The sequence below is a fragment of the Microbacterium sp. B35-04 genome (assembly GCF_010634885.1).
Lineage (GTDB): Bacteria > Actinomycetota > Actinomycetes > Actinomycetales > Microbacteriaceae > Microbacterium.
Genome location: NZ_MWLP01000017.1, coordinates 23773 through 43988, shown reverse-complemented (window position 1 = coordinate 43988; position 20216 = coordinate 23773). Strand labels below are relative to the sequence as shown.

The following is a 20216-nucleotide window of genomic DNA, read 5'->3' as shown; positions in this document are numbered from 1 at the left end:
TGCTCAGCGACCTGCGGCGTACCCCTGCATGCCGCGCGGGTTGGCCGCGCCCCAGAGGACGCCGGTGGCGGCATCCCGTCCCACGGCGGAAACCCGGCCGAGCGCCCAGTCGCCGGCCCGCGTCACGACGTGGCCGCGGCGCTCGAGGCCGGCGATCAGTGCATCGCCGAGGCGGTTCTCGACGATTGCGCCGGCCGGCGTCCAGGTGCGCGGCCAGAACGACTCGGGGAGCGACGTGGTGTGCAGTGCAGGCGCGTCGATCGCCTGCTGGGGGGAGTAGCCGCCCACGATGATGCGCAGGAGCGCCAGCAGCTGCCATTGGTCCTGCTGGTCGCCGCCGGGGGAGCCGATCGCGAACTCGGGACGCCCGTCGCGGAGCACCAGCGTCGGCGTGAGGGTGGTGCGCGGACGCCGTCCGGGCGCGAGGGATGACGGATGCCCCGGTTCGAGCCACGTCATCTGCAGGCGCGTGCCGAGGCAGAAGCCGAGGGCGGGAATCGTCGGCGAGGACTGCAGCCAGCCGCCCGACGGCGTCGCGGAGACGATGTTGCCCCAGCGGTCGATCACGTCCAGATGGCAGGTGTCGCCCCGGGTCTCGCCCGACGACGACACGCGCGGCTCTGCGGGTGCCACGGTCGGCTCGCCCGTGCCGAGCCGGGGCGCGTCGTATGCGGTGCGCAGCGGCGGACGGAACGCCGTGCGTCCGGGCAGGGAGCCCGGCCGGAACTCCCGAGAGGCGGTCTCGGCGATGAGAGCGCGGCGGGCGTCGAGATAGTCGGCCGACAGCAGCGCGTCCAGGTCGACGTCGTCGTCGCCGAACCAGCCGTCGCGGTCGGCGTAGGCCAGCTTCTGCGCCTCGAGGATGGTGTGCGCGCCGGCCTCCTGCGAGGGATCGAGGAGATCGTCGGCGAGCGGTTCGAGCAGGCCGAGGGTCTGCAGCAGCGCCGGGCCCTGCGTCCACGCCCCGGCCTTGGCGATCGTGCGGCCGCGGAACTCCCGCGTCACCGCCGGCTCGTAGCCCGCCTCGAAGGCGGCGAAGTCGTCCGGCGTAATGACCCCCGCGTGCGCGCCGCCGTCGGAGTGGCGATGCGGCTGCGCCAGGAAGGCCGACGCCTCGTGCGCCACGATTCCGGTCTTCCACTCCCGGCGTGCCGCGTCGATGCGCGCGGCGAGCCCGACCGCGCCGTCGTCGCGCACCGTGCACGAGGCGTGCACGAGCCCGTCGAGAACGGCGGCGTACGCCGGATTGCGCATGATCCGACCCGCCGCAGGCGGCTCGTTCTCCGGCATCCACAGGGCAGCGGAGGTCGGCCAGTCGTCGCGGAACAACTCGGCCACGCGCGCGATCGTCGCGGCGGCACCCGCCACCAGCGGGTGCCCGTCGCGGGCGTAGCCGATCGCGTACGCCAAGACGTCGGTGAGCTCCCACGTGCCGTGGTCGCGCAGCAGCAGGAGCCAGGCGTCGACCGCGCCCGACACCGCCGCGGCGAGTCCGCCGGCGCCGGGCACCAGGTCGAGGCCCTCGCTGCGATAGTGCTCGATCGTCGCTCGGGCGGGCGCGGGCCCCTGGCCCATGAGCACGGTCGGGGCGGCGGCATCCGTCTGCTGGAAGATCGCCACCAGGTCGCCGCCCGGGCCGTTGAGATGCGGTTCCACGACGTGGAGCACGAAGGCGGCCGCGACCGACGCGTCGAACGCGTTGCCGCCGCGTTCCAGCACCGCCTGCGCGGTGGCGGTCGCGAGCCAGTGGGTCGACGCCGACATGCCGAACGTGCCCGTCAGCGTCGGGCGCGTCGTGAACGACGGTGCAGCGGTATAGGTCACAGCGCTCAGCGGGCTCCGCCGGCGATCCAGGCCTCGACCTCGTCGGCGGTGCGCGGGATGGCGGCCGACAGGTTGACGGGACCGTCCGCCGTCATCAGGATGTCGTCCTCGATGCGCACGCCGATGCCGCGGTACTCCTCCGGAACGGTGAGATCGTCGATCTGGAAGTACAGGCCGGGCTCGATCGTGAAGACCATGCCCGGCTCCAGGAGGCCGTCGTAGTACATGTCGCGACGGGCCTGCGCACAGTCGTGCACGTCGATGCCGAGGTGGTGGCTCGTGCCGTGCACCATGTAGCGGCGGTGGTGACCGCCGCTGTCGGCATCCAGAGCCTCTTTCGCCGACACCGGCAGCAGCCCCCATTCGGCGACCCGCGCCGCGATCACCTGCATCGCGGCCTCGTGCACCGAGCGGAACTTCACTCCCGGCTTCGCGGCCGCGAAGGCGGCGTCGGCTGCTTCGCGCACCGTCTCGTAGACCTTGCGCTGCACCTCGGTGAAGCGGCCGCTCACCGGCAGCGTGCGCGTGATGTCGGCGGTGTAGAGGCTGTCGACCTCGACGCCGGCGTCGATCAGGATGAGATCGCCCGGCACGACGGCGCCGTCGTTGCGCGTCCAGTGCAGGTAGCACGCATGTGGCCCGGATGCCGCGATCGTGTCGTAGCCGACCGCGTTGCCGTCGCTGCGTGCCCGCTGATGGAACACGCCCTCGACGATTCGCTCGCCGCGGGGGTGCTCGACGATGGCGGGGAGGTGGGCGACGATGTCGTCGAACCCCGACGCGGTGACCTGGACGGCGAGCTCCATCTGGCCGATCTCGTAGGCGTCCTTCACGAGCCGCAGCTCCGAGACGAACCGCGTGAGTTCGTCGTCCTCATCGAGCACGACGTCGCCGTCGCCGGCCTCGAAGTCGTCGATCTGCGCGGTGGCGACACCGAGATCGGCGGCGACGCCGGCCAGCGCGGGGCGCGGACCGATCCAGAACTCGCCGATCGAGGCATCCGAGTAGAACTCGCTCGTCGTGCGGTCGGCGCGCTCCCGGAAGTACAGCGTGACCTCGTGTCCGCCGGCGGTGCGGGGCTCGAACACCAGGACGGCGCCGGGCTCCGAATCCGACGCCCAGCCCGTCAGGTGGGAGAACGCGGAATGCGCGCGGAACGGGTAGTCGGTGTCGTTGCTGCGCTGCTTGAGTTCGCCCGCGGGGATCACCAGGCGCTTGCCGGGGAAGGCGGCCGAGACGGCGTCGCGCCGCGCGGCGGCGAAAGGCGCCTGGGGGCGCGCAGGCGGCATCGTGTCGGGGCGCTCGGCCCACCCGGTGGAGATGGTGTCGAGGAAGCCCTGACCGAACGGCTGGCGTCGGTTGGTGCTCGTGGAGGGCGGGGTCGCGGTCTCGGTGGTGCTCGTGGCGCCGGTGGACTGCTCGCTGGCTGCGCTGCTCATGCCCTCCAGTCTCGCATGCGGCCGTGGGCGTGAGACAGGCTCAGCCGGCCGGCTCGTACTGCACGATCAGCGGGCGGTGATCGGATCCCGAGTCGTCGAGCGACCGCAGCACCAGCGACCCCGATGCGTGCCACTGAGGCGTGGCCATCACGTGGTCGATGGGTGTGCCGAGGACGGCCGGCATCTGGGCCGACCAGGTGCCCAGCGCGCCGTTGCCGGTCTCGACGGCGGCATCGGTGCAGTGGCCGAGGGTGGCGCCGTCGAGCCCGAGACCGGCCATGTGATCGACGGTCGCGTTGAAGTCGCCGGCCATGATCACGTTGCCGTCGCCGCACTGATCCGCCAGCCACTGCAGGTCGTCGCGCCAGCGCTGCATGTAGCTCGGACGCGGAGCGACGGCGTGAACGGCCACCACGATCGGGCCGTCGCCCGAGACGGGCATCGCGACGGCACTCGGCACCGTGGAGGTGTTGCTGGTGCCGTCGAGGGAGGACTCGATGACCGCGTAGTCGCCCATGTCGGGCGAGATCAGCAGCGTCGTCGACCCGGCATCCCATTCCGTGGACGGGTCGGAGGCGTGGTGCGCCCACATCCGGTGTCCGAGGTCGCGCATCGCGAGGGCGACGCTCTCGCCCGTCTCGATCGTGGTCTCGGGGAGCGCGACGATGTCGGCATCCATCGCCACGGCGATCTTGGCGATGGTCTCGGGCGGCGTCGCCGGGCCCGCCGTGTTCCAGGTCATGACGCGGATGCTCACGTCGGTCTTGGCCGGCAGCGGGTCGGTGCCGAGCCCACCGCGTGCTGACAGCACCGCGACGTTCGCCACCGTCGCGATGCCGGCGAGCAGCGCGATCGACAGGGCGAGCGCGCGCAGCGGCCGCGCGATCGCGAGGAGGAGCGCCAGCAGCGCGGCAGCGGCGAAGGCGAGCGCGAGGACGCCGCGGAACGACACGATCTGGGCGATCGGGTAGACGCGCTCGACGCGGAAGAACCCGGGGAATGTGAGCACCGCTGAGGTGATCGCGCACAGCGCGATCACCAGGATCCCGAGCAGGCGAAGCACGACGGCGACTCTATGCGAGCAGGCTGTGAGATCGGTCAGCGCCACGGGCGTGGCGCCAGTCGGGGCCGCGCTACCCTCGGAGGATGCCCGGCTCCCAGCGCTTCGAAGGACCGAGCGACCTGCACCTGCACTCGGCGAACTCCGACGGCACGCAGCCCCCGGCCGAGGTGATGGCGTCCGCCCACCGGCACGGGGTGCGGACGGCGGCGCTGACCGACCACGACACGACGTCCGGGTGGGCCGAGGCGGCGGATGCGGCGACCTCGCTCGGCATGACGTTCGTCCCCGGCATGGAGCTGTCTGCGCGCCACGAATGGCGGAGCGTCCACGTGCTGGCCTACCTGCCCGATCCGGACGAGCCGGCGCTGCGGGCCGAGACCACCCGCATCCGCTCGTCGCGGCTGGACCGCGCGCGGCTCATGGCGGACCGGATCTCCCGCGACTACGACGTCGTGTGGGACGACATCCTCGAGCAGACGACCGACGGCGCGACCGTCGGCCGCCCACACATCGCCGACGCCCTCGTGGCGCGGGGCCTCGTGCGCGATCGCGCCGAGGCCTTCGACGGAATACTGAATCCCGGCGGCGACTACTACGTCGCGCTGTACGCCCCCGATCCGGTGACCGCCGTGGGGCTCGTCGCCGGCGCCGGGGGAGTGCCCGTCATCGCCCACCCCGCGGGCCGAGCCGGGCTGCTGCCGAAGCGGCTGATGGAGCGGATGCTGGACGCCGGCCTGGCCGGCTTCGAACTGGGACACCGCGAGAACCGGGACCCCGCACTGACCACCCTGCGGGAGCTGTGCCGCGAACGCGACCTCATCGTCACCGGCTCGAGCGACTACCACGGCCTGGGCAAGCCCAATCAGCCGGGCGAGAACACCACCAGCGACGAGATGGTCGCGCGCATCATCGCGCAGGCGACCGGAAACGCCCCCGTCTACCCGTGAGGGCGGACAGGGGCGTTTCGCGGTCGCGATCAGCTCTTGATGCTGATCAGCTCTGAGTACTGATCAGCTCAGCGCCCGGGCCTTCAGCGCGTCGTACTCCGCCTGCGTGATCGTGCCGGCGTCCAGCAGACCCTTGGCCTTGGCGATCTCGTCGGCAGCGCTGGCGCCGCCGGAGCCCGCCACGGACTTGATGTAGGCGTCCTGCGCGCTCTGCAGCTCGGCGGCCTGCTTCGCGCTGCGCTGGGCCATGCCGTTGCCGCGGGCGATGAGGTAGACCAGCAGCGTCAGGAACGGGACGAAGATCAGGAAGATGATCCAGACCGCCTTCAACCACCCGTTCAGCGTGTGGTCGCGGAACAGGTCGCCGATGACGGCGAACAGCGCGAACAGGTACGCCATGAAGAAGAAGATCCAGAGGAACCACCAGATGATGTCCCAGAAGGAGCCCCAGAAGCCCTGGTATTCATATGCGGTGGTGACGGCATCGAGGATGTGCACGATTCGCCTTTCTTGACTGCGAGGTTGCGGCGCCACGTGCGCCGTTCGCGCTCACCATAGCGCGGTCGCGGTGCCGTATGACGGCACCGCGACCGGTGAAGACGAATCAGGCGCCGACGGTGGCGCCGCCCGCGGGGGCGGACCCGCCGCCGCTGCCGCCACGACGGCGCCGGCGCCGGCGGGGCGCGGGCTTTCCGTCGTGGTGCTCCTTGCCGCCGCCGTCGTGGGTGCCGCCGCCCTCGGTGGAGCGGTCGCCGTCCGTGGACGTCGCGCCGTGCTCCGATGCGACCGAATCGGTGCCGTCGACCGGCTCGAATGTCGAGCCGACCCGCTCGGCGTCACCGCCGCGGCGCCGACGACGCCGGCGCGCGGGGGCCTGTCCGTTGGTCTCGACCTCGGCTGCGGCATCCGTCGCCCTCTCGGGCTGGACCCGTACGGCCTGGGTCTTCGGGGCGGTCACGATGCGCCCCTTCGTGCCGGCCGGGATGTCGAGATCGCTGAACAGGTGCGGGCTCGAGGAGTACGTCTCGACGGGCTCCGGCTGCCCGAACTCGAGCGCACGGTTGATGAGGGCCCACTTGTGCAGGTCGTCCCAGTCCACGAACGTGACCGCGATGCCGGTCTTGCCGGCACGGCCGGTGCGACCGGCGCGGTGCAGGTATGCCTTCTCGTCGTCGGGGATGGTGTGGTTGATGACGTGCGTGACGTCGTCGACATCGATGCCGCGCGCCGCGACGTCGGTGGCGATGAGCACGTCCTTCTTGCCCGCTTTGAAGCCCGCCATCGAGCGCTCGCGCGCCTCCTGGCTCATGTCGCCGTGCACGGCGCCGGCGTTGAAGCCGCGATCGTTCAGCTCGTCGACGAGCTTCTGGGCCGCGCGCTTGGTGCGGGTGAAGATGACGGACTTGCCGCGACCGTCGGCCTGCAGGATGCGGGCGATCACCTCGTCCTTGTCGAGCGAGTGCGCGCGGTAGACGAGGTGCTTGATGTTCGCCTGCGTGAGGCCCTCGTCGGGATCCGTCGCGCGGATGTGGATGGGGTTCGACATGAACCGGCGCGCGAGGGCGACGATCGGGCCGGGCATCGTGGCGGAGAAGAGCTGCGTGTGACGGATGGCCGGCACCTTGGAGAAGATCTTCTCGATGTCGGGGAGGAAGCCGAGGTCCAGCATCTTGTCGGCCTCGTCGAGCACGACCTCGGTCGCGTGGGAGAGGTCGAGGAGCCGCTGGTTGTTGAGATCGATGAGGCGCCCCGGGGTGCCGACGACGATCTGCGCGCCGGCCTTCAGCTGGTCGATCTGGCCCTCGTAGGCCTTGCCGCCGTAGATGGCGACGACGCTCGTCGGGCGCCCCGACGTGAGCATGTCCATGTCTTCGTACACCTGGACGCACAGCTCGCGGGTCGGCACCACGATGAGCGCCTTGACGCCGGGCGCCGGGGTCGGTCCGAGACGCTGGACGACGGGGATGCCGAAGCCGAAGGTCTTGCCGGTGCCGGTCTTGGCCTGGCCGATGATGTCCTGGCCGGGGAGGCCGAGGGGGATGGTCTGCTCCTGGATGGGGAACGCGTCGACGATGCCTTTTACGGCGAGAGCCTCGACGATGTCCTGATCAACGCCGAGTTCGGCGAAGGTCGTCACGATGTGTGCCTGTCCGGCAGTGAGATGCTGCCTGGGTTCTTGCCCGGGCGCGGTTCAGCCTCGTCGAGGCCGCCGCGCGGGCGGAAGTGCGGTCCACGCCCTTTTCTCCCACAGGCGCGGGCGCCCCGATCCGACGCCGGGGACCCTACCCACGATACCCGAGGGATCCGGCGCGAACACGTAGAGGGCGGGGCCTCGTAGGCTTTCGTGCATGGTGAAGTGGTTCTGGCAGCGGCGCGAAACGGGCCGCAAGCTGCAGCTGCGCTCGCGTGACGAGCTGAGCGGCAGCGATCGTGTCGACTTCGAAGAGCTCGCTCCCGACATCGATACGTTCCTCGGTCAGGCCGCCTATCTGCAGCTCGGATTCTTCGAGACGCTGACCGAGCTGATCCAGACGACTCCCGAGCTCGGCGAGAAGGAGGCGGTGTCGCGTGCCGCGGGTGCTGCGCTCACCAAGCACGAGGCGCTGGTCGCGCTGATCCGCGAGCGCGGTGACGACCCGACCGAGATCATGCGGCCGTTCCGGGAGCCGCTCGACGGCTTCCGTGCGGCCACGCACGGCGTCCGCTCGCAGGAGACCATGCTGTCCGTGCACATCACCGCGGGGATGCTCGACGACTTCTACCTCGCCCTGTCTGCGAGCTACGGCGACACCGGTGACCGCGTGGCCCGGATCCTTCAGGCCGACGACGACCGGCAGGCCATCGTCGAGCTGATCGCCGAGACCATCGCGAGCGACCCCGAGTGGAAGTCGCTGCTCGCGCTGTGGGGGCGCCGGCTGGTGGGAGACACGCTGCTGATCGCCCGCGCAGCGCTGCGACCGGTGTCACTGGGACGCGCCGAGGAGCAGAAGGTCGAGCCCGTCTTCACCGAGCTGATGGCCGCGCACTCGCGTCGCATGGACGCGATGGGCCTCGCTGCCTGAATCGCAGCGTCGGCGTGATCAGCCGATTCCGAGGCGGGTCTTCTCGCGGGTGTCGTGCGCGACGCGGCTGCGCGAGATCAGGAGAACCGCCGGGTAGGTGACGACGATCGGCACGACCAGCGCCGCCAGCCACGGCCAGGGGGTGTCGATGCCGACGCCCAGCCAGGTGAGGATAGCCCACGCGAGGCCCGCCGAGACGGCGCCGATCATGGGAGCGAGCACGACACCGCGCGTGAGGCGCTGGTGCAGCTGGAAGTGGATGCCGATGCCGATGACCGCGCCGAGGATGAAGGCGATGAGGATCTGCACGTCACGAGTCCGTTCAGGCCACGAAGCCGACGCGGCGGGATTCCTCGGAGCCGAGCTCGATGTAGGCCAGCGCCGCGGTGGGGACGATGTACGAGTTGCCCTTGGCGTCGGCGAACGTCACGTGCGTGGCGCCGGCGTCGAGCGCTGCGGCGACGGACTTCTTCACGTCGGCCGCCGGCTCGTTCGTGTCGAAGTTGAGCTCGCGGCCGGTGTTCGCGATGCCGATGCGGATCTCCACGTGACTGACCTCCTGCGCGGGGCGACGGTGTTCTTGCCGAAAGGCTGAGGGTCCCCGGACGCATGGCAACTCTACGACACGGCGGAGGGGCATCCGCCCGCGGCCGGAACGCTCTGGGCGAACGGCCGATGTCGGCCGGCCGCGCTAGCGTCGAAGGGTGACCTCGGGGAGCCATGAACATGCGACATACGTGCCGGACGCGTCGCAGCAGGCGGTGCTGGCGCTGCCCGTAGACGCTTCGGGGGTCGTCGTCGGGGCCCCCGGAACAGGCAAGACCGAGACGCTCGTCGCGCGCGTGGCGGCGCTCGTCGAGGCCGGCGTCGATCCAGACACCGTGCTCGTGCTCACGCCGTCGCGACAGACGGCGACGGCGCTGCGCGATCGCCTCGGGCTCGCCGTGCGGGTGGCGACCACCGGTCCGCTCGCGCGGTCGGTCGCGTCGTACGCGTTCCAGATCGTGCGGGCGCACGCGGTCGCCGCCGACGCCGACCCGCCGCAGCTGCTCACCGGCGGCGACGAGGACCAGATCCTCCGCGACCTCCTCGAGGGTGACCAAGAGGACGAGGCCGCCGGGGCTCCGCGCTGGCCGGACTGGCTCGGCGCAGCGATCCGCAGCACCGCCGGCTTCCGCACCGAAGTGCGCACGTTCCTGGCCGAGTGCACGACGCTCGGCATCGGGCCCACCCGCCTGCGTGAGCTGGGCGAGCGGCACGAGCTGCCCGCCTGGGTCGCGCTGTCCTCCTTTTTGGCGGAGTACCTGCAGGTGCGCGACGGCATGCGCGGCGCGCACCGGGATGCCGCGGGACTGGTCCGCGAGGCCGTCGGGCTGCTGCGCACGGCACCTGCTGGGAGTCCGGCCGTCGACCGGGTGCGGGTGGTGCTCGTCGATGACGCGCAGGAGCTGACCCTCGGCGGTGTGGAGCTGCTCGAAGCCGTTCGCGCCCGTGGCTCGGCCGTGCTCGCATTCGGTGACCCCGATGTCGGCTCCGGCTCGTTCCGCGGGGCGACACCCGAGAACTTCGCGCGGCTGGCGGCGTCGCTCGGCGCGGTGCAGGTCCTCGCGGGCGGGCACCGCGGCACACCGTGGCAGCGCGACCTCGTCGGACGCGTGACCCAGCGGATCGGCGCGGTCGGCGTCGTCGCGCACCGCGGTGCCGCCTTCGGAGCCGAACCCGACGAGTCGGTGCGTGTGCTCAGTCTGCGGTCGACGGCGGAGGAGTACGACGCCGTCGCGCGTGTGCTGCGCGAGCGACACGTCCGCGACGGCGTGCCCTGGCGGGACTGCGCCGTGATCGCGCACGACACCCGGCAGGTGGCGGCGCTCGAGGCGGAGCTGTCGGCCAGGGAGGTGCCGGCACGCTCGGCCGGGCCTGGCCGGGCACTCGGCGCCGTGCGGCCGGTGGCAGACCTGCTGCGGCTCGTCGAACTCGCCTCCCGCGACGACTGGAGCTTCGAGGACGTGTCGGCGGCCCTCGTGGGCACGTACGGGCGGCTCGACGTGATCGAGCTGCGCCGGCTCCGTTCGGCACTGCGCCACGGCGAGCTGCGCCGCCTGCTCGAGGCCAACGCCGAGAGCGCGGAGAACACGGAGAACACGGAGACGGTCGAGCGCTCCGGCCGCGACCTGGTGCTGTCGGCCATGCGGCAGCCGCTGGAGTTCGACCTCCTCGACACACGCGAGGCGCGACGGGCGGGGTCGCTCGCGCGCACCCTCCAGGCGCTCCGCGAGGATCTCGACCGCGGTGCCACCGCGCATGAGCTGCTGTGGGCCGCGTGGGACCGCAGCGGCCTCGCGCGGACGTGGGCGGACCTCGCACGAGGCAACGGCCCTCTCGCCGAGCAGGCTCATCGCGACCTGGACGCCCTGGTGGCGCTGTTCCAGGCGGCCAAGCGCTTCGTGGAGCGATCGCTCGACGCCGATCCGCGGGTCTTCGTGCGGTCGATCCTCGACAGCGGCGTCGCCGAGGACCGGCTGGAGGCTCCGACGCGGGATGACAGCGTGCGGATCATGACGCCCGCGGGCGCCCTCGGCCTGGAGTTCGACACCGTCGTCGTCGCGGGTGTGCAGGACGGCGTGTGGCCCAACACCCGGCTGCGAGGGAGCCTCCTCGACACCTGGCGACTGGCGGATGCCGCCACCCGCGCCGACGGCGAGACGATGGGCGCCTTCGACCGCCGTCGCGCGGCGATGCACGACGAGCTGCGGCTGCTCGCGCGGGCGCTGTCCCGCGCCACCGACCGGCTGATCGTGACGGCCGTGGACGACGACGACACCGGCCCCAGCGTCTTCTTCGAGCTGCTGCCCGACCCTGAGCCGTTCGAGCTGGATCACCCGGTGTCGCTGCGGGGTCTCGTCGCACGACACCGGCGGACGCTGACCCATCAGGTCGTGCGCGCACCCTCCGTCGCCGGCCGCCCGGGGGCGGTGACCGTGGGGCCGACGGCGAGCTCCGCGGAACGCGCGGCCGAGCAGCTGGCACTCCTGGCGCATGCCGGGGTCCCCGGCGCGGCGCCGCGCGAGTGGTACGGCGTCTCGGGTCCCACCTCGACCGGCCCTCTGCGCGATCTGGCGCGAGAGGACATCCGTGTCTCGCCGTCGCGCCTGCACGCACTCGAGGAGTGCGAGCTCAACTGGGTCATCGCGGATCTCGGCGGCGACCCCGGCGGCACGACGGCGGGCCTGGGCACGATCATCCACGCCGCTCTGGAGCACGCCGCCGGGCACGACGAAGCTGCCCTCTGGGCGGAGGTTCGGTCCCGGTGGGGCGAGTTGACGTTCGAGGCCGCGTGGCGCGATCGCGCCGAGCAGACCCGGGCGCGGGACCTCGTGCGGCGCCTGCACCTCTATCTGCGTCGCTTCGACGACGCCGGCGGCACGCTGATCGGCGCCGAGCCGCATTTCGAGGTGGACATCCCGCTCGACGACGTTCCGCGCGAAGACGGACGCCCTGCCACCGCCGAGGAGCACCGCGTGATCCTGTCCGGATACATCGACCGCGTCGAGCTCACCCCGGAGGGAACCGTCGTCATCCTGGATCTCAAGACCGGCAAGCGCGAACCGCAGACCGATGCCAAGGTGCTCGACAACCCACAGCTGGGCGCGTATCAACTGGCGTTCGAGTCGGGCGCGATCCCCGAAGTCGACGGACACGCCTCCGGCGGGGCGAAGCTCCTCGTTCTGCGCCCGACCGCGACGAAGTCCGACTACGTGACGCCGTGGCAGCCTCCCTTCGACGACGAACGCCGGGACGCGTTCCTCGGCCGCATCCGCACCGCCGTGACGGTCATGCGCGGCGAGACGTTCACCGCCCCCTACGAGGAGCACTGCCGCGACGAGCACGCCTACGGACTGTGCCGTATCCACACGGTGGGCGCGGTGAGCGCCTCGTGACCGTCGTGCAGGGCCTCTCGGTGGAGCAGCCGACCCGCGGCGTCGCCACGCCAGGCCCCCTCCTGTCGGCTCGCGTCATCGCGGCTGCACTGGGCCAGTTCCCGCCGACCGACGAGCAGACCTCGGTGATCGAGGCGCCGCTGGCCCCGGCGCTCGTGGTCGCGGGTGCCGGCAGCGGCAAGACGGAGACGATGGCCGCGCGCGTCGTCTGGCTGGTGGCGAACGGCATCGTCCGCCGCGACGAGGTCCTCGGGCTCACGTTCACCCGCAAGGCCGCCGGCGAACTGGCGGAGCGCATCCAGAAGCGCCTCGCGCGCCTGGCCGAGTTCGAACGTCATGGTCTGCTCCCGGCGCTGGCCGGGCTCGCGGAGGCCGGAGTCCTCGACGCCTTCGGCGACCTCGAGCGCTCCGGCACCGATGGCGCGCGCGCGACCGCCGAGCGCCATCGACTGCTCGAGTCGCTGGCGCGCGGGGTGGACGCGATCCCTCAGGACTCGTCCGATGACGGCCTGCTGCATCGGCCGACGGTGTCCACCTACAACAGCTTCGCCGACCAGATCGTACGCGAGCACGCGCTCCGCATCGGACGGGATGCCGAGGCCGCCGTGCTCTCGGAGTCCGCGGCTTGGCTCCTCATGCGCCGCGTCGTCTTCGCCTCCGACGATCCGCGCCTCGAGGAGCGCGGCGAGGCCGTGCGCTCGATCGTCGATGCGGCGCTGCGCATCGCCCGCGACGGCGTCGACAACCTCGTCGACTTCGACGCCCTCGCGGCGTTCCCGGAGCGCTTCCGCGACGTCCGTGAGCTGCCGTCGACCAACCGGAGGACGACCGTCTACGCGGACGTCGCCGACGCGGTCGACCGGGTCGACGCGCTCGCCCTCCTGGCGGACCTCGCCCGCGAGTACGCCGCCGAGAAGCTGCGGCTCGGGGTCATCGACTTCTCCGACCAGGTCGCCGGCGCCCTTCAGGTGGTCGCGAGTCACCCCGCGGTGGCCGACGAGCTGCGCGATCGGTACCGCGTGGTGCTGCTCGACGAGTACCAGGACACCTCTGTGGCTCAGACCGACCTGCTCGCCGCGCTCTTCGCGGGCACCGGCGTGATGGCCGTCGGCGATCCGCATCAGGCGATCTACGGCTGGCGCGGCGCGAGCGCCGGCAACCTCGGCGGGTTCGCCGACGCCTTCGCCCCCGGCGCGCACTGCGCGCAGTACGCGCTCCTCACGAGCTGGCGCAACAGCGCCTCGGTGCTGACGGCGGCGAACGCCGTGCTCGCGCCGCTGGCGGCATCCGCGGGGGCGGTGTCCGTGCAGGAGCTGCGCGCGCGCCCCGGGGCGCCGGGGGGTGTCGTCGAGCTCGGGTTCGATTCCGACCTCGATACCGAGGCCGATCGTGTGGCCGAGTGGTTCGCCCGGGTGCGGGCACAGCGCGCGCAGGAGGGGCGCCCGACGACGGGGGCCATCCTCTTCCGCAGCAAGAAGCACATGGTCCGCTTCGGCGATGCGCTCGGGCGTCGCGGCATCCCGCACCGCATCCTCGGCCTCGGCGGCCTGCTCTCCACCCCCGAAGTGGTCGACGTGGTCTGTGCGCTGCGAGTCATCTGCGATCCGTCGGCGGGCTCGGCGCTCATCCGCCTGCTGTCCGGCCCGCGCTGGTCGATCGGACTGCCGGATCTGCGCGAGCTCGCGGCACTGTCCCGGCGTCTCGCGCGGCACGACGCCGCGCTCCAGCCGCTGGCGCCGGAAGTGGTCGAGCGCATCCGGGGGAGTGCCGGGGACGACGACGGCTCGCTCGTCGACGCACTCGACTTCGTGCTGCGCCAGAAGCCCGACCACGGGTGGCTGGCGGGTTTCACGCCCGAGGCGCGTGCGCGGCTGCGTGACGCGGCATCCGTCTTCGGGGGACTCCGCCAGGCGAGCGGGATGCCGATCCCGGAGCTGGTGCGGCTGATCGAGCTGGAGCTGCGGCTCGACATCGAGCTGGCGGCGAACGAGTCACGGGGCCCGGCGCGGATCGCGTCGGCACAGCTGCGGGCGTTCGTCGACGAAGTGCACGCCTTCCTCGCGGCGGACGAGACCGGCTCGCTCTCGAGCCTGCTCGCCTGGCTCGACCATGCCGAGCAGCTCGATGAGTTCGCGCCGCGCACCGAGCCGCCCGAGGACGACGTCGTGCAGCTGCTCACGATCCACGGGTCGAAGGGTCTCGAGTGGGATGCGGTCGCCGTCGTGCGCCTCGTCAAGGACGAGCTGCCGAGCGCCCCGCGCGACACCAAGGCGTGGCTCGGCTTCGGTGTGCTGCCCTACGCATTCCGCGGCGATTCGGCCTGGCTGCCCGCACTGGGCTGGCAGTCCGCACAGACGCAACAGGAGCTGAAGGATGCGATCGACGCCTTCGTCGAGGCCAACCGTAGCCGGCAGCTCGAGGAGGATCGTCGGCTGGCCTACGTCGCGGTGACGCGGGCCCGTGACCATCTGCTCCTCACCGGCGCCACCTGGTCGGGCACCAAACGGCCCCGCACCCGCAGCGTGTTCTTCACCGAGATCGCCGAGGCGCTCGGCGTGGCGCTGCCCGACGACGAGGCGGGCGACGATCCCTACCAGGGGGCCCGGCGCGTGCTGCAATGGCCGATCGACCCCCTCGGCGGCCGCCGCGAGGCCGTCGAGCGAGCGGCCGCCGCGGTGAACGAGGCCGCTGCGGCGCCCCGCGGCAAGCTCGACCCGCAGGCGGCGCTGCTGCTCGCCGAACGCGACGCGCGTCGCGCCCGTCCGGTGCACACCGCGCCGACGCGGATCGCGGCATCCCGTTACAAGGAGTACGTCGCCGACCTCGAAGGCACGCTGGCCGGCATCGCGCGACCGATGCCCGAGCGGCCGTTCCGCCAGACGCGCCTCGGCACCCTCTTCCATGCGTGGGTCGAGCAGCGCTCCGGCCGGTCGGGTCTCGGCGGCTCGCTCGACGATGCGCTGTGGGAGACTGACGAGGACGTGTCCGGTGGCGTGACATCGGGCAGCGATGCATCCGTGGAGGACGCCACGGCGCTCGCGGCGCTGCGTGAGCGGTTCCTCGCGTCGGAGTGGGCGTCGCGCCGGCCGATCGAGGTCGAGACCGAGATCGACTTCACGACGATCGGTCCCGACGGGCTGCCGCACATCGTCATCTGCAAGCTCGACGCCGTGTATCGACGCGAGGACCGCGGCGGGCGGATCGAGATCGTCGACTGGAAGACCGGCGTCGCGCCGCGGACTCCTGCGGAGAAGGACGAGCGGATGCTGCAGCTCGAGCTCTATCGCCAGGCCTACCACGTCAAGCACGGCGTGCCGCTGGAGGAGATCGACGTCACGCTCTATTACGTCGCCGAGGACGTCATCCTCCGCGGCTGACCGCGCCCGACCCGCCCGAGATCAGAGCACGGCGGGGTCAGTCGGAAACGTCGAGATCAGTCGGCCCGCCAGCGACGCAGTGCCGCCTCGGACGCGCGCTCCGCTTCGGCTGCCGCATCCCTGCCGGACTCGCCGTCGGTCGTCGTCGGCGAGCCGAACGGCGCGGCAGACCGGACGGGGAGCGCGATCGGCGCGGTGGAGACGTCATCCGACGGGTGCGGCGCGGCGTCGGGCACCACATCGGCGGTATCGCGCGTGTCGGACTGGTCATCCGCGACCCACTGCGCGAGCTCTTCGGGGTCGTACGCGTCCGTGTGCATCGAGGTGTCGACGATCTGCGCCACCGGACCCGGGGTGCGTTCCAGCAGGGCGATGGCGTCGTCGACGCCGAGGGCGGCGTCCGACACGATGTCGTCACCGGCGACACCGTTCGCCAGGGATTCCAGCAGCTCGACCGCGTCCGCGACGATGTCGTCGCGGTCGGCGTCGTGCCCGTGCACCAGCCACTTCGCGAACTCGAGCTCGGCGTACAGGCGGGCGCGCTCGCGCGTGCGGGCGTCGGGGGCACGGCCGCTGCCCGCCACGTAGGCGGTGTAGACGTCGTCGGCTGCGTCGGGCGCCGACGCGAGCCATTGCAGATCCGTGGCCGGGTCGCCGATCGACAGCCCATGCCATTCGAGCAGGCCGGTGACGGTCGGCACGCCGTCGAGATCTTCGAACAGGAAGGAGGCCGCCCCCGCGCCGCCGAGCACGACGGCCGATTCGAAGCGCCACAGGTCGTCGGAATCCACCGCGCGATGCCAGCGGTGCGCGAGACTCACCGGGAGCCGGCGGGTCGCGACGGCGCGATCGATCAGCCGCGTGACGTCGGCGCGCACCTGCGGCGGCGTCCGGGCCGGAAGCCCTTCCCCCTTGACGATCGAGTGGGGGAGGGCGTGCAGGGCGGCGAGCGCCGCGCCCAGCGAGGTCGCTGCGCCGCGCCCCGCCGGCAGGTGCGCGGCGTCGACCCGGTAGCCGGGAAGGAAATCGACGACGACGACACGCGAGTCGCCGAGGCCGGCCTCGCCGAGCAGCTCCGGCGCGCGGAAGGGGAGGAGACCGCGAACGCCCGGGGTGAGTGCGCGGAGGGCGCGTGCTTCGGCGGCGAGCTCCGGAGCGGCGGAGGCATCGGCGGGAACACGCACGACGACGCGCCGCCCGTCATCGAGGTCGGCGACCGCGGCGTCGTAACGGCCGGTCGACCCCTCGGTGAGGGCCCCGACGCCGACGACCCCGACCCGAGGCAGAGCCGACGTGACCGACGCGGCTAGAGTGAGGGGTGAGCGTGCCATGTGCCCAGGGTAGGTCGGTCGCGCTCGTCCGTCCCCGCGCCACGCCCGGCCCTGAACGACGAAGCGGAGCATGTTCGATGACGGCGCCCGACAGCATGAGCCCTCCGCCGCTGGCACGTCCAGGCTTGGACCGCGCCGCCGGGGAGCGCCTCGCTCCGGGTCTCGTCGATGCGCTGAAAGCGGATGCCGCGACCCGGGTGCTGGTGATCGCGGGCGACTCCGCCCCGCTGGCCGCACCGGACTCGCTGCTGTGGCGGGCTCCCGCCGACGTGCCCGCGGGTGCCGAATGGGCCTTCCTCGGGCGACACGATGACGGCGGCGCGCTGCTCGCCGCGGTGTTCCCGTCCTCGGACGACGAGCTGTTCTCGGCGCCGGCGGGCTGGGCGGGTCTGCGCTCGGCCGGGGCGGCACTGTCGGCGGTGGATGCCGGCGCCTTCGTCGCGGCGCTGAGCCTCGGGCGATGGCTGCTGGACGCCCGGTTCTGCCCCGCATGCGGCACGCTCACGATCCTCGGCGAGAGTGGGTGGTCGCGCCGCTGCCCGCACTGCGGACGGCAGCACTTCCCCCGCACGGATCCCGCGGTGATCGTGGCCATCACCAGCGCCCAGGACCCCGACCTCCTGCTGCTGGGGTCCAACGCGCTGTGGGGCGCCGACCGCTTCTCGTGCTTCGCGGGATTCGTCGAGGCCGGGGAGTCGCTCGAGGCGGCCGTGCGCCGGGAGGTCACCGAGGAGTCGGGTGTGACTGTCGGCGTCGTCTCCTACCGCGGCTCTCAGGCATGGCCCTATCCCCGTTCGCTCATGGTCGGCTTTCTCGCCACGGCGCTCGACGACGCGGCGGCGGAGGCCGACGGCGACGAGATCGCGGCGGTCCGCTGGTTCACGCGGGACGAGATCGGCCGGGCGCTGGCCGGCCGAGGCGAGGTCACCCTGCCCGGTCCTGCTTCCATCGCGCATCGCCTCATCGCCGACTGGCACGCGGAGCAGGCATGAGCTCCGACGTCCTCGATGGGCTCGACGAGAACCAGCGGGAAGCGGCGACGGCGCTGCGCGGCCCGGTCGTGGTGCTGGCCGGTGCCGGCACCGGCAAGACCCGCGTCATCACACACCGCATCGCACACGGTGTCGACACGGGTGCGTATTCGCCGGGGCGTGTGATGGCCGTCACCTTCACGACCAAGGCAGCCGGCGAGATGCGCGGCCGGTTGCGGGCGATGGGGGTCGCCGGCGTTGCGGCGCGCACCTTCCACGCCGCCGCGCTGGCGCAACTCAACTTCTTCTGGCCGACGCTCGCCGGCGACAGTGCGCCGGGCATCATCGACAACAAGGTGCGGCTGCTCGCTCACGCAGCCGACTCCATCGGGCTCTCGCCCGATACGGCGACGCTGCGCGATGTGGCGTCCGAGATCGAGTGGCGGAAGGTGTCGATGCTGAGCGTCGACGGCTACGTGGCGGCTCGGCCCAACGGCGTCGGGCGACTCGGCGTCGACCGGGTGGTCGCACTGCAGCACGCCTACGAGAAGCTCAAGGATGAGCGGCGCCAGCTCGACTTCGAGGACGTGCTGCTCGCCTGCGCCGGCATGCTCGAGGCCGAGCCGCAGGTGGCCAAGGCGGTGCGCGAGCAGTACCGGCATTTCACCGTGGACGAGTTCCAGGACGTCTCGCCCTTGCAGAACCGCCTGCTCGAGCTCTGGCTGGGTGACCGGCGCGATATCTGCGTCGTGGGCGATGCCAGCCAGACGATCTATTCGTTCGCGGGCGCCGACGCATCCTTCCTCCTCGACTTCCCGACGCGCTTCGAAGGAGCGCGCGTCGTCAGGCTCGAGACGAACTATCGATCGGATGCCCCGGTCCTGGCGGTCGCGAACGAGCTGATGCGCGGGCGCCCGGGCGCGCTGCACCTCACGGCCGCCGCGTCACGGGCCACCGAGACGACCGGCGACGGGCCGATCCCCGCAACGGCGACTCCGGCACCGTCCGTCCCCGCAGCGTCCATCCCCGCAGCATCCTTGCCCACGGTGACGGCGTTCGAGGATGACCGCGCCGAGGCGCGCGCCGTCGCGGTGCGGATCGGCGCGCAGATCGCCGCCGGCGCCGACCCTCGCCACATTGCGGTGCTCTATCGGGCGCACGCCCAGTCCGCCGAACTGGTCGCTGCGCTCGCCGACGCGGGCATCGCGACGACGGTGCTCGGCGGTCGACGCTTCTTCGATATGCCCGAGGTGCGCCAGGCAGTCATGGAGCTGCGGGCGGCATCCGTCGCTCCGATCGAAAGCGGATTCGTCGATACGGTGCGCGACATCCTGCGCTCACGGGGCCTCACGGACGAGCCCCCCGAAGCCGGCGGAGCCCTGCGCGACGCGTGGGAGGCCCGCGCCGCAATCCTGCGACTCGCCCACGAGGCGCCGGCCGGCACCACGCTGCGTGCGTTCACCGACGAGCTCACGGCGAGGGCGAAGGTGCACGACGAGCCGGCGATGCGCACGGTGACCCTGGCGACGCTGCACGCGGCCAAGGGGCTGGAGTGGGACCACGTGCACCTCATCGGCGTGGCCGAGGGCCTTCTGCCGATCTCGTACGCGACCACGTTCGAGCAGGTGGACGAGGAACGGCGCCTGGCGTACGTCGGCATCACGCGGGCCGGGCGAACGCTGTCGCTGACGTGGTCTCGAGGCGTACGGGAGCGGCAGCCGTCACGGTTCCTCCGAGAGATCGGCAGCGGCACTCTGCGTGCGGGCGGTGCGATCGCACGTTCCGGTGCAGGGAGCCGGCGCGCAGAGCCACCGACCGCGTCCGGGTCGCCGAGGGGTTCCGTACGCGCTCCGCGATGAGTCGTCCGGCGACGATGCCGGCCTCCCACAGCACCGCAGGCTCGCTGTCGACCGGCCGCCCGAGCAGCTGAGCCGCAACGGTCGGCCACGAGGGGTCCTCGTCGCGACGCTGTGCGGCGATGCAGGCGAGGCACGCGGTGCGTCCCGGCACCACGAACGGTCCGATCTCGGCTCCCGAGCCGGTCAGCGTCACCGGCACGTGCGGGATGTCCGCCCCCATGAGCCCGGCGACGGCGCTGGGCGCGGCCAGTCGGTGCACGACGAACACCACGGCAGCGGCATCCTGGTCCGCACTGCCGACGGGATCGAAGCGGTGCGCGGCGTCGACGTCGAAGCCCGCCGCGGAAAGCCCCGTGCCGACCGCATCGCGATGATTCTCGGGCACGTCGGACGCGCAGTGCAGCA

At 72.1% G+C, this 20216-nt stretch carries 14 protein-coding genes; 6 read left to right on the top strand and 8 right to left on the bottom strand.

Annotated features, from left to right (window positions below; translation table 11 throughout):
* Positions 1–3 precede the first annotated feature (3 nt).
* The 3 genes from B1729_RS05175 to B1729_RS05165 are packed head-to-tail and all read right to left on the bottom strand — an operon-like array spanning position 4 to position 4326.
* Complete coding sequence (locus B1729_RS05175) at positions 4–1824, bottom strand: gamma-glutamyltransferase (RefSeq protein WP_163631070.1); 1821 nt, start codon at positions 1822–1824, stop codon at positions 4–6.
* A 5-nt stretch (positions 1825–1829) separates the two neighbouring features.
* Positions 1830–3263 (bottom strand): aminopeptidase P family protein, encoded by a 1434-nt coding sequence (locus B1729_RS05170; protein WP_163620826.1) that lies wholly within the window; start codon positions 3261–3263, stop codon positions 1830–1832.
* Positions 3264–3303: 40 nt separating this feature from the next.
* Positions 3304–4326, bottom strand: coding sequence for an endonuclease/exonuclease/phosphatase family protein (locus tag B1729_RS05165; protein ID WP_163620825.1), 1023 nt, complete (start codon positions 4324–4326; stop codon positions 3304–3306).
* Between the two features lie 83 nt (positions 4327–4409).
* On the opposite strand from B1729_RS05165, the gene B1729_RS05160 reads away from it, so the two are divergent.
* Positions 4410–5273, top strand: a complete 864-nt coding sequence (locus B1729_RS05160) for a PHP domain-containing protein (protein ID WP_163620824.1) — start codon at positions 4410–4412, stop codon at positions 5271–5273.
* A gap of 63 nt (positions 5274–5336) precedes the next feature.
* Here the strand turns inward: B1729_RS05160 and B1729_RS05155 are convergent, their stop codons facing one another.
* Positions 5337–5771 carry an SHOCT domain-containing protein gene (locus tag B1729_RS05155; protein WP_239526286.1) on the bottom strand — a complete coding sequence of 145 codons (435 nt, stop codon included), beginning with the start codon at positions 5769–5771 and terminating at the stop codon, positions 5337–5339.
* Between the two features lie 106 nt (positions 5772–5877).
* Positions 5878–7410: a DEAD/DEAH box helicase gene (locus B1729_RS05150; protein ID WP_163631068.1), complete on the bottom strand. Its 1533-nt coding sequence runs from the start codon at positions 7408–7410 to the stop codon at positions 5878–5880.
* Between the two features lie 211 nt (positions 7411–7621).
* Here B1729_RS05150 and B1729_RS05145 point away from each other — a divergent pair, with 211 nt between their 5' ends.
* Complete coding sequence (locus B1729_RS05145) at positions 7622–8335, top strand: ferritin-like fold-containing protein (protein ID WP_163620596.1); 714 nt, start codon at positions 7622–7624, stop codon at positions 8333–8335.
* 18 nt (positions 8336–8353) lie between these two features.
* Here B1729_RS05145 and B1729_RS05140 read toward each other — a convergent pair whose 3' ends face one another.
* Entirely contained in the window at positions 8354–8644 is a 291-nt protein-coding gene (locus tag B1729_RS05140; RefSeq protein ID WP_163620597.1) for a hypothetical protein, read from the bottom strand.
* Between the two features lie 13 nt (positions 8645–8657).
* Entirely contained in the window at positions 8658–8882 is a 225-nt protein-coding gene (locus tag B1729_RS05135; protein ID WP_163620598.1) for a DUF3107 domain-containing protein, read from the bottom strand.
* 157 nt (positions 8883–9039) lie between these two features.
* Here B1729_RS05135 and B1729_RS05130 point away from each other — a divergent pair, with 157 nt between their 5' ends.
* Positions 9040–12273 (top strand): ATP-dependent DNA helicase, encoded by a 3234-nt coding sequence (locus B1729_RS05130; RefSeq protein ID WP_204260190.1) that lies wholly within the window; start codon positions 9040–9042, stop codon positions 12271–12273.
* Positions 12274–12293: 20 nt separating this feature from the next.
* Positions 12294–15650 (top strand): ATP-dependent DNA helicase, encoded by a 3357-nt coding sequence (locus B1729_RS05125; protein ID WP_204260191.1) that lies wholly within the window; start codon positions 12294–12296, stop codon positions 15648–15650.
* A gap of 56 nt (positions 15651–15706) precedes the next feature.
* On the opposite strand, the gene B1729_RS05120 is transcribed toward B1729_RS05125, so the two are convergent.
* Positions 15707–16981 carry a phosphotransferase gene (locus B1729_RS05120; RefSeq protein WP_163620599.1) on the bottom strand — a complete coding sequence of 425 codons (1275 nt, stop codon included), beginning with the start codon at positions 16979–16981 and terminating at the stop codon, positions 15707–15709.
* Positions 16982–17058: 77 nt separating this feature from the next.
* Here B1729_RS05120 and nudC point away from each other — a divergent pair, with 77 nt between their 5' ends.
* Positions 17059–17973, top strand: coding sequence for an NAD(+) diphosphatase (gene nudC / locus B1729_RS05115; RefSeq protein ID WP_163631066.1), 915 nt, complete (start codon positions 17059–17061; stop codon positions 17971–17973).
* A complete protein-coding gene (locus B1729_RS05110; protein WP_163620601.1) occupies positions 17970–19811 on the top strand; it encodes an ATP-dependent helicase in 1842 nt (613 codons plus the stop codon). The genes nudC and B1729_RS05110 overlap by 4 nt, the downstream gene beginning before the upstream one ends.
* The last annotated feature ends 405 nt before the right edge of the window (positions 19812–20216 follow it).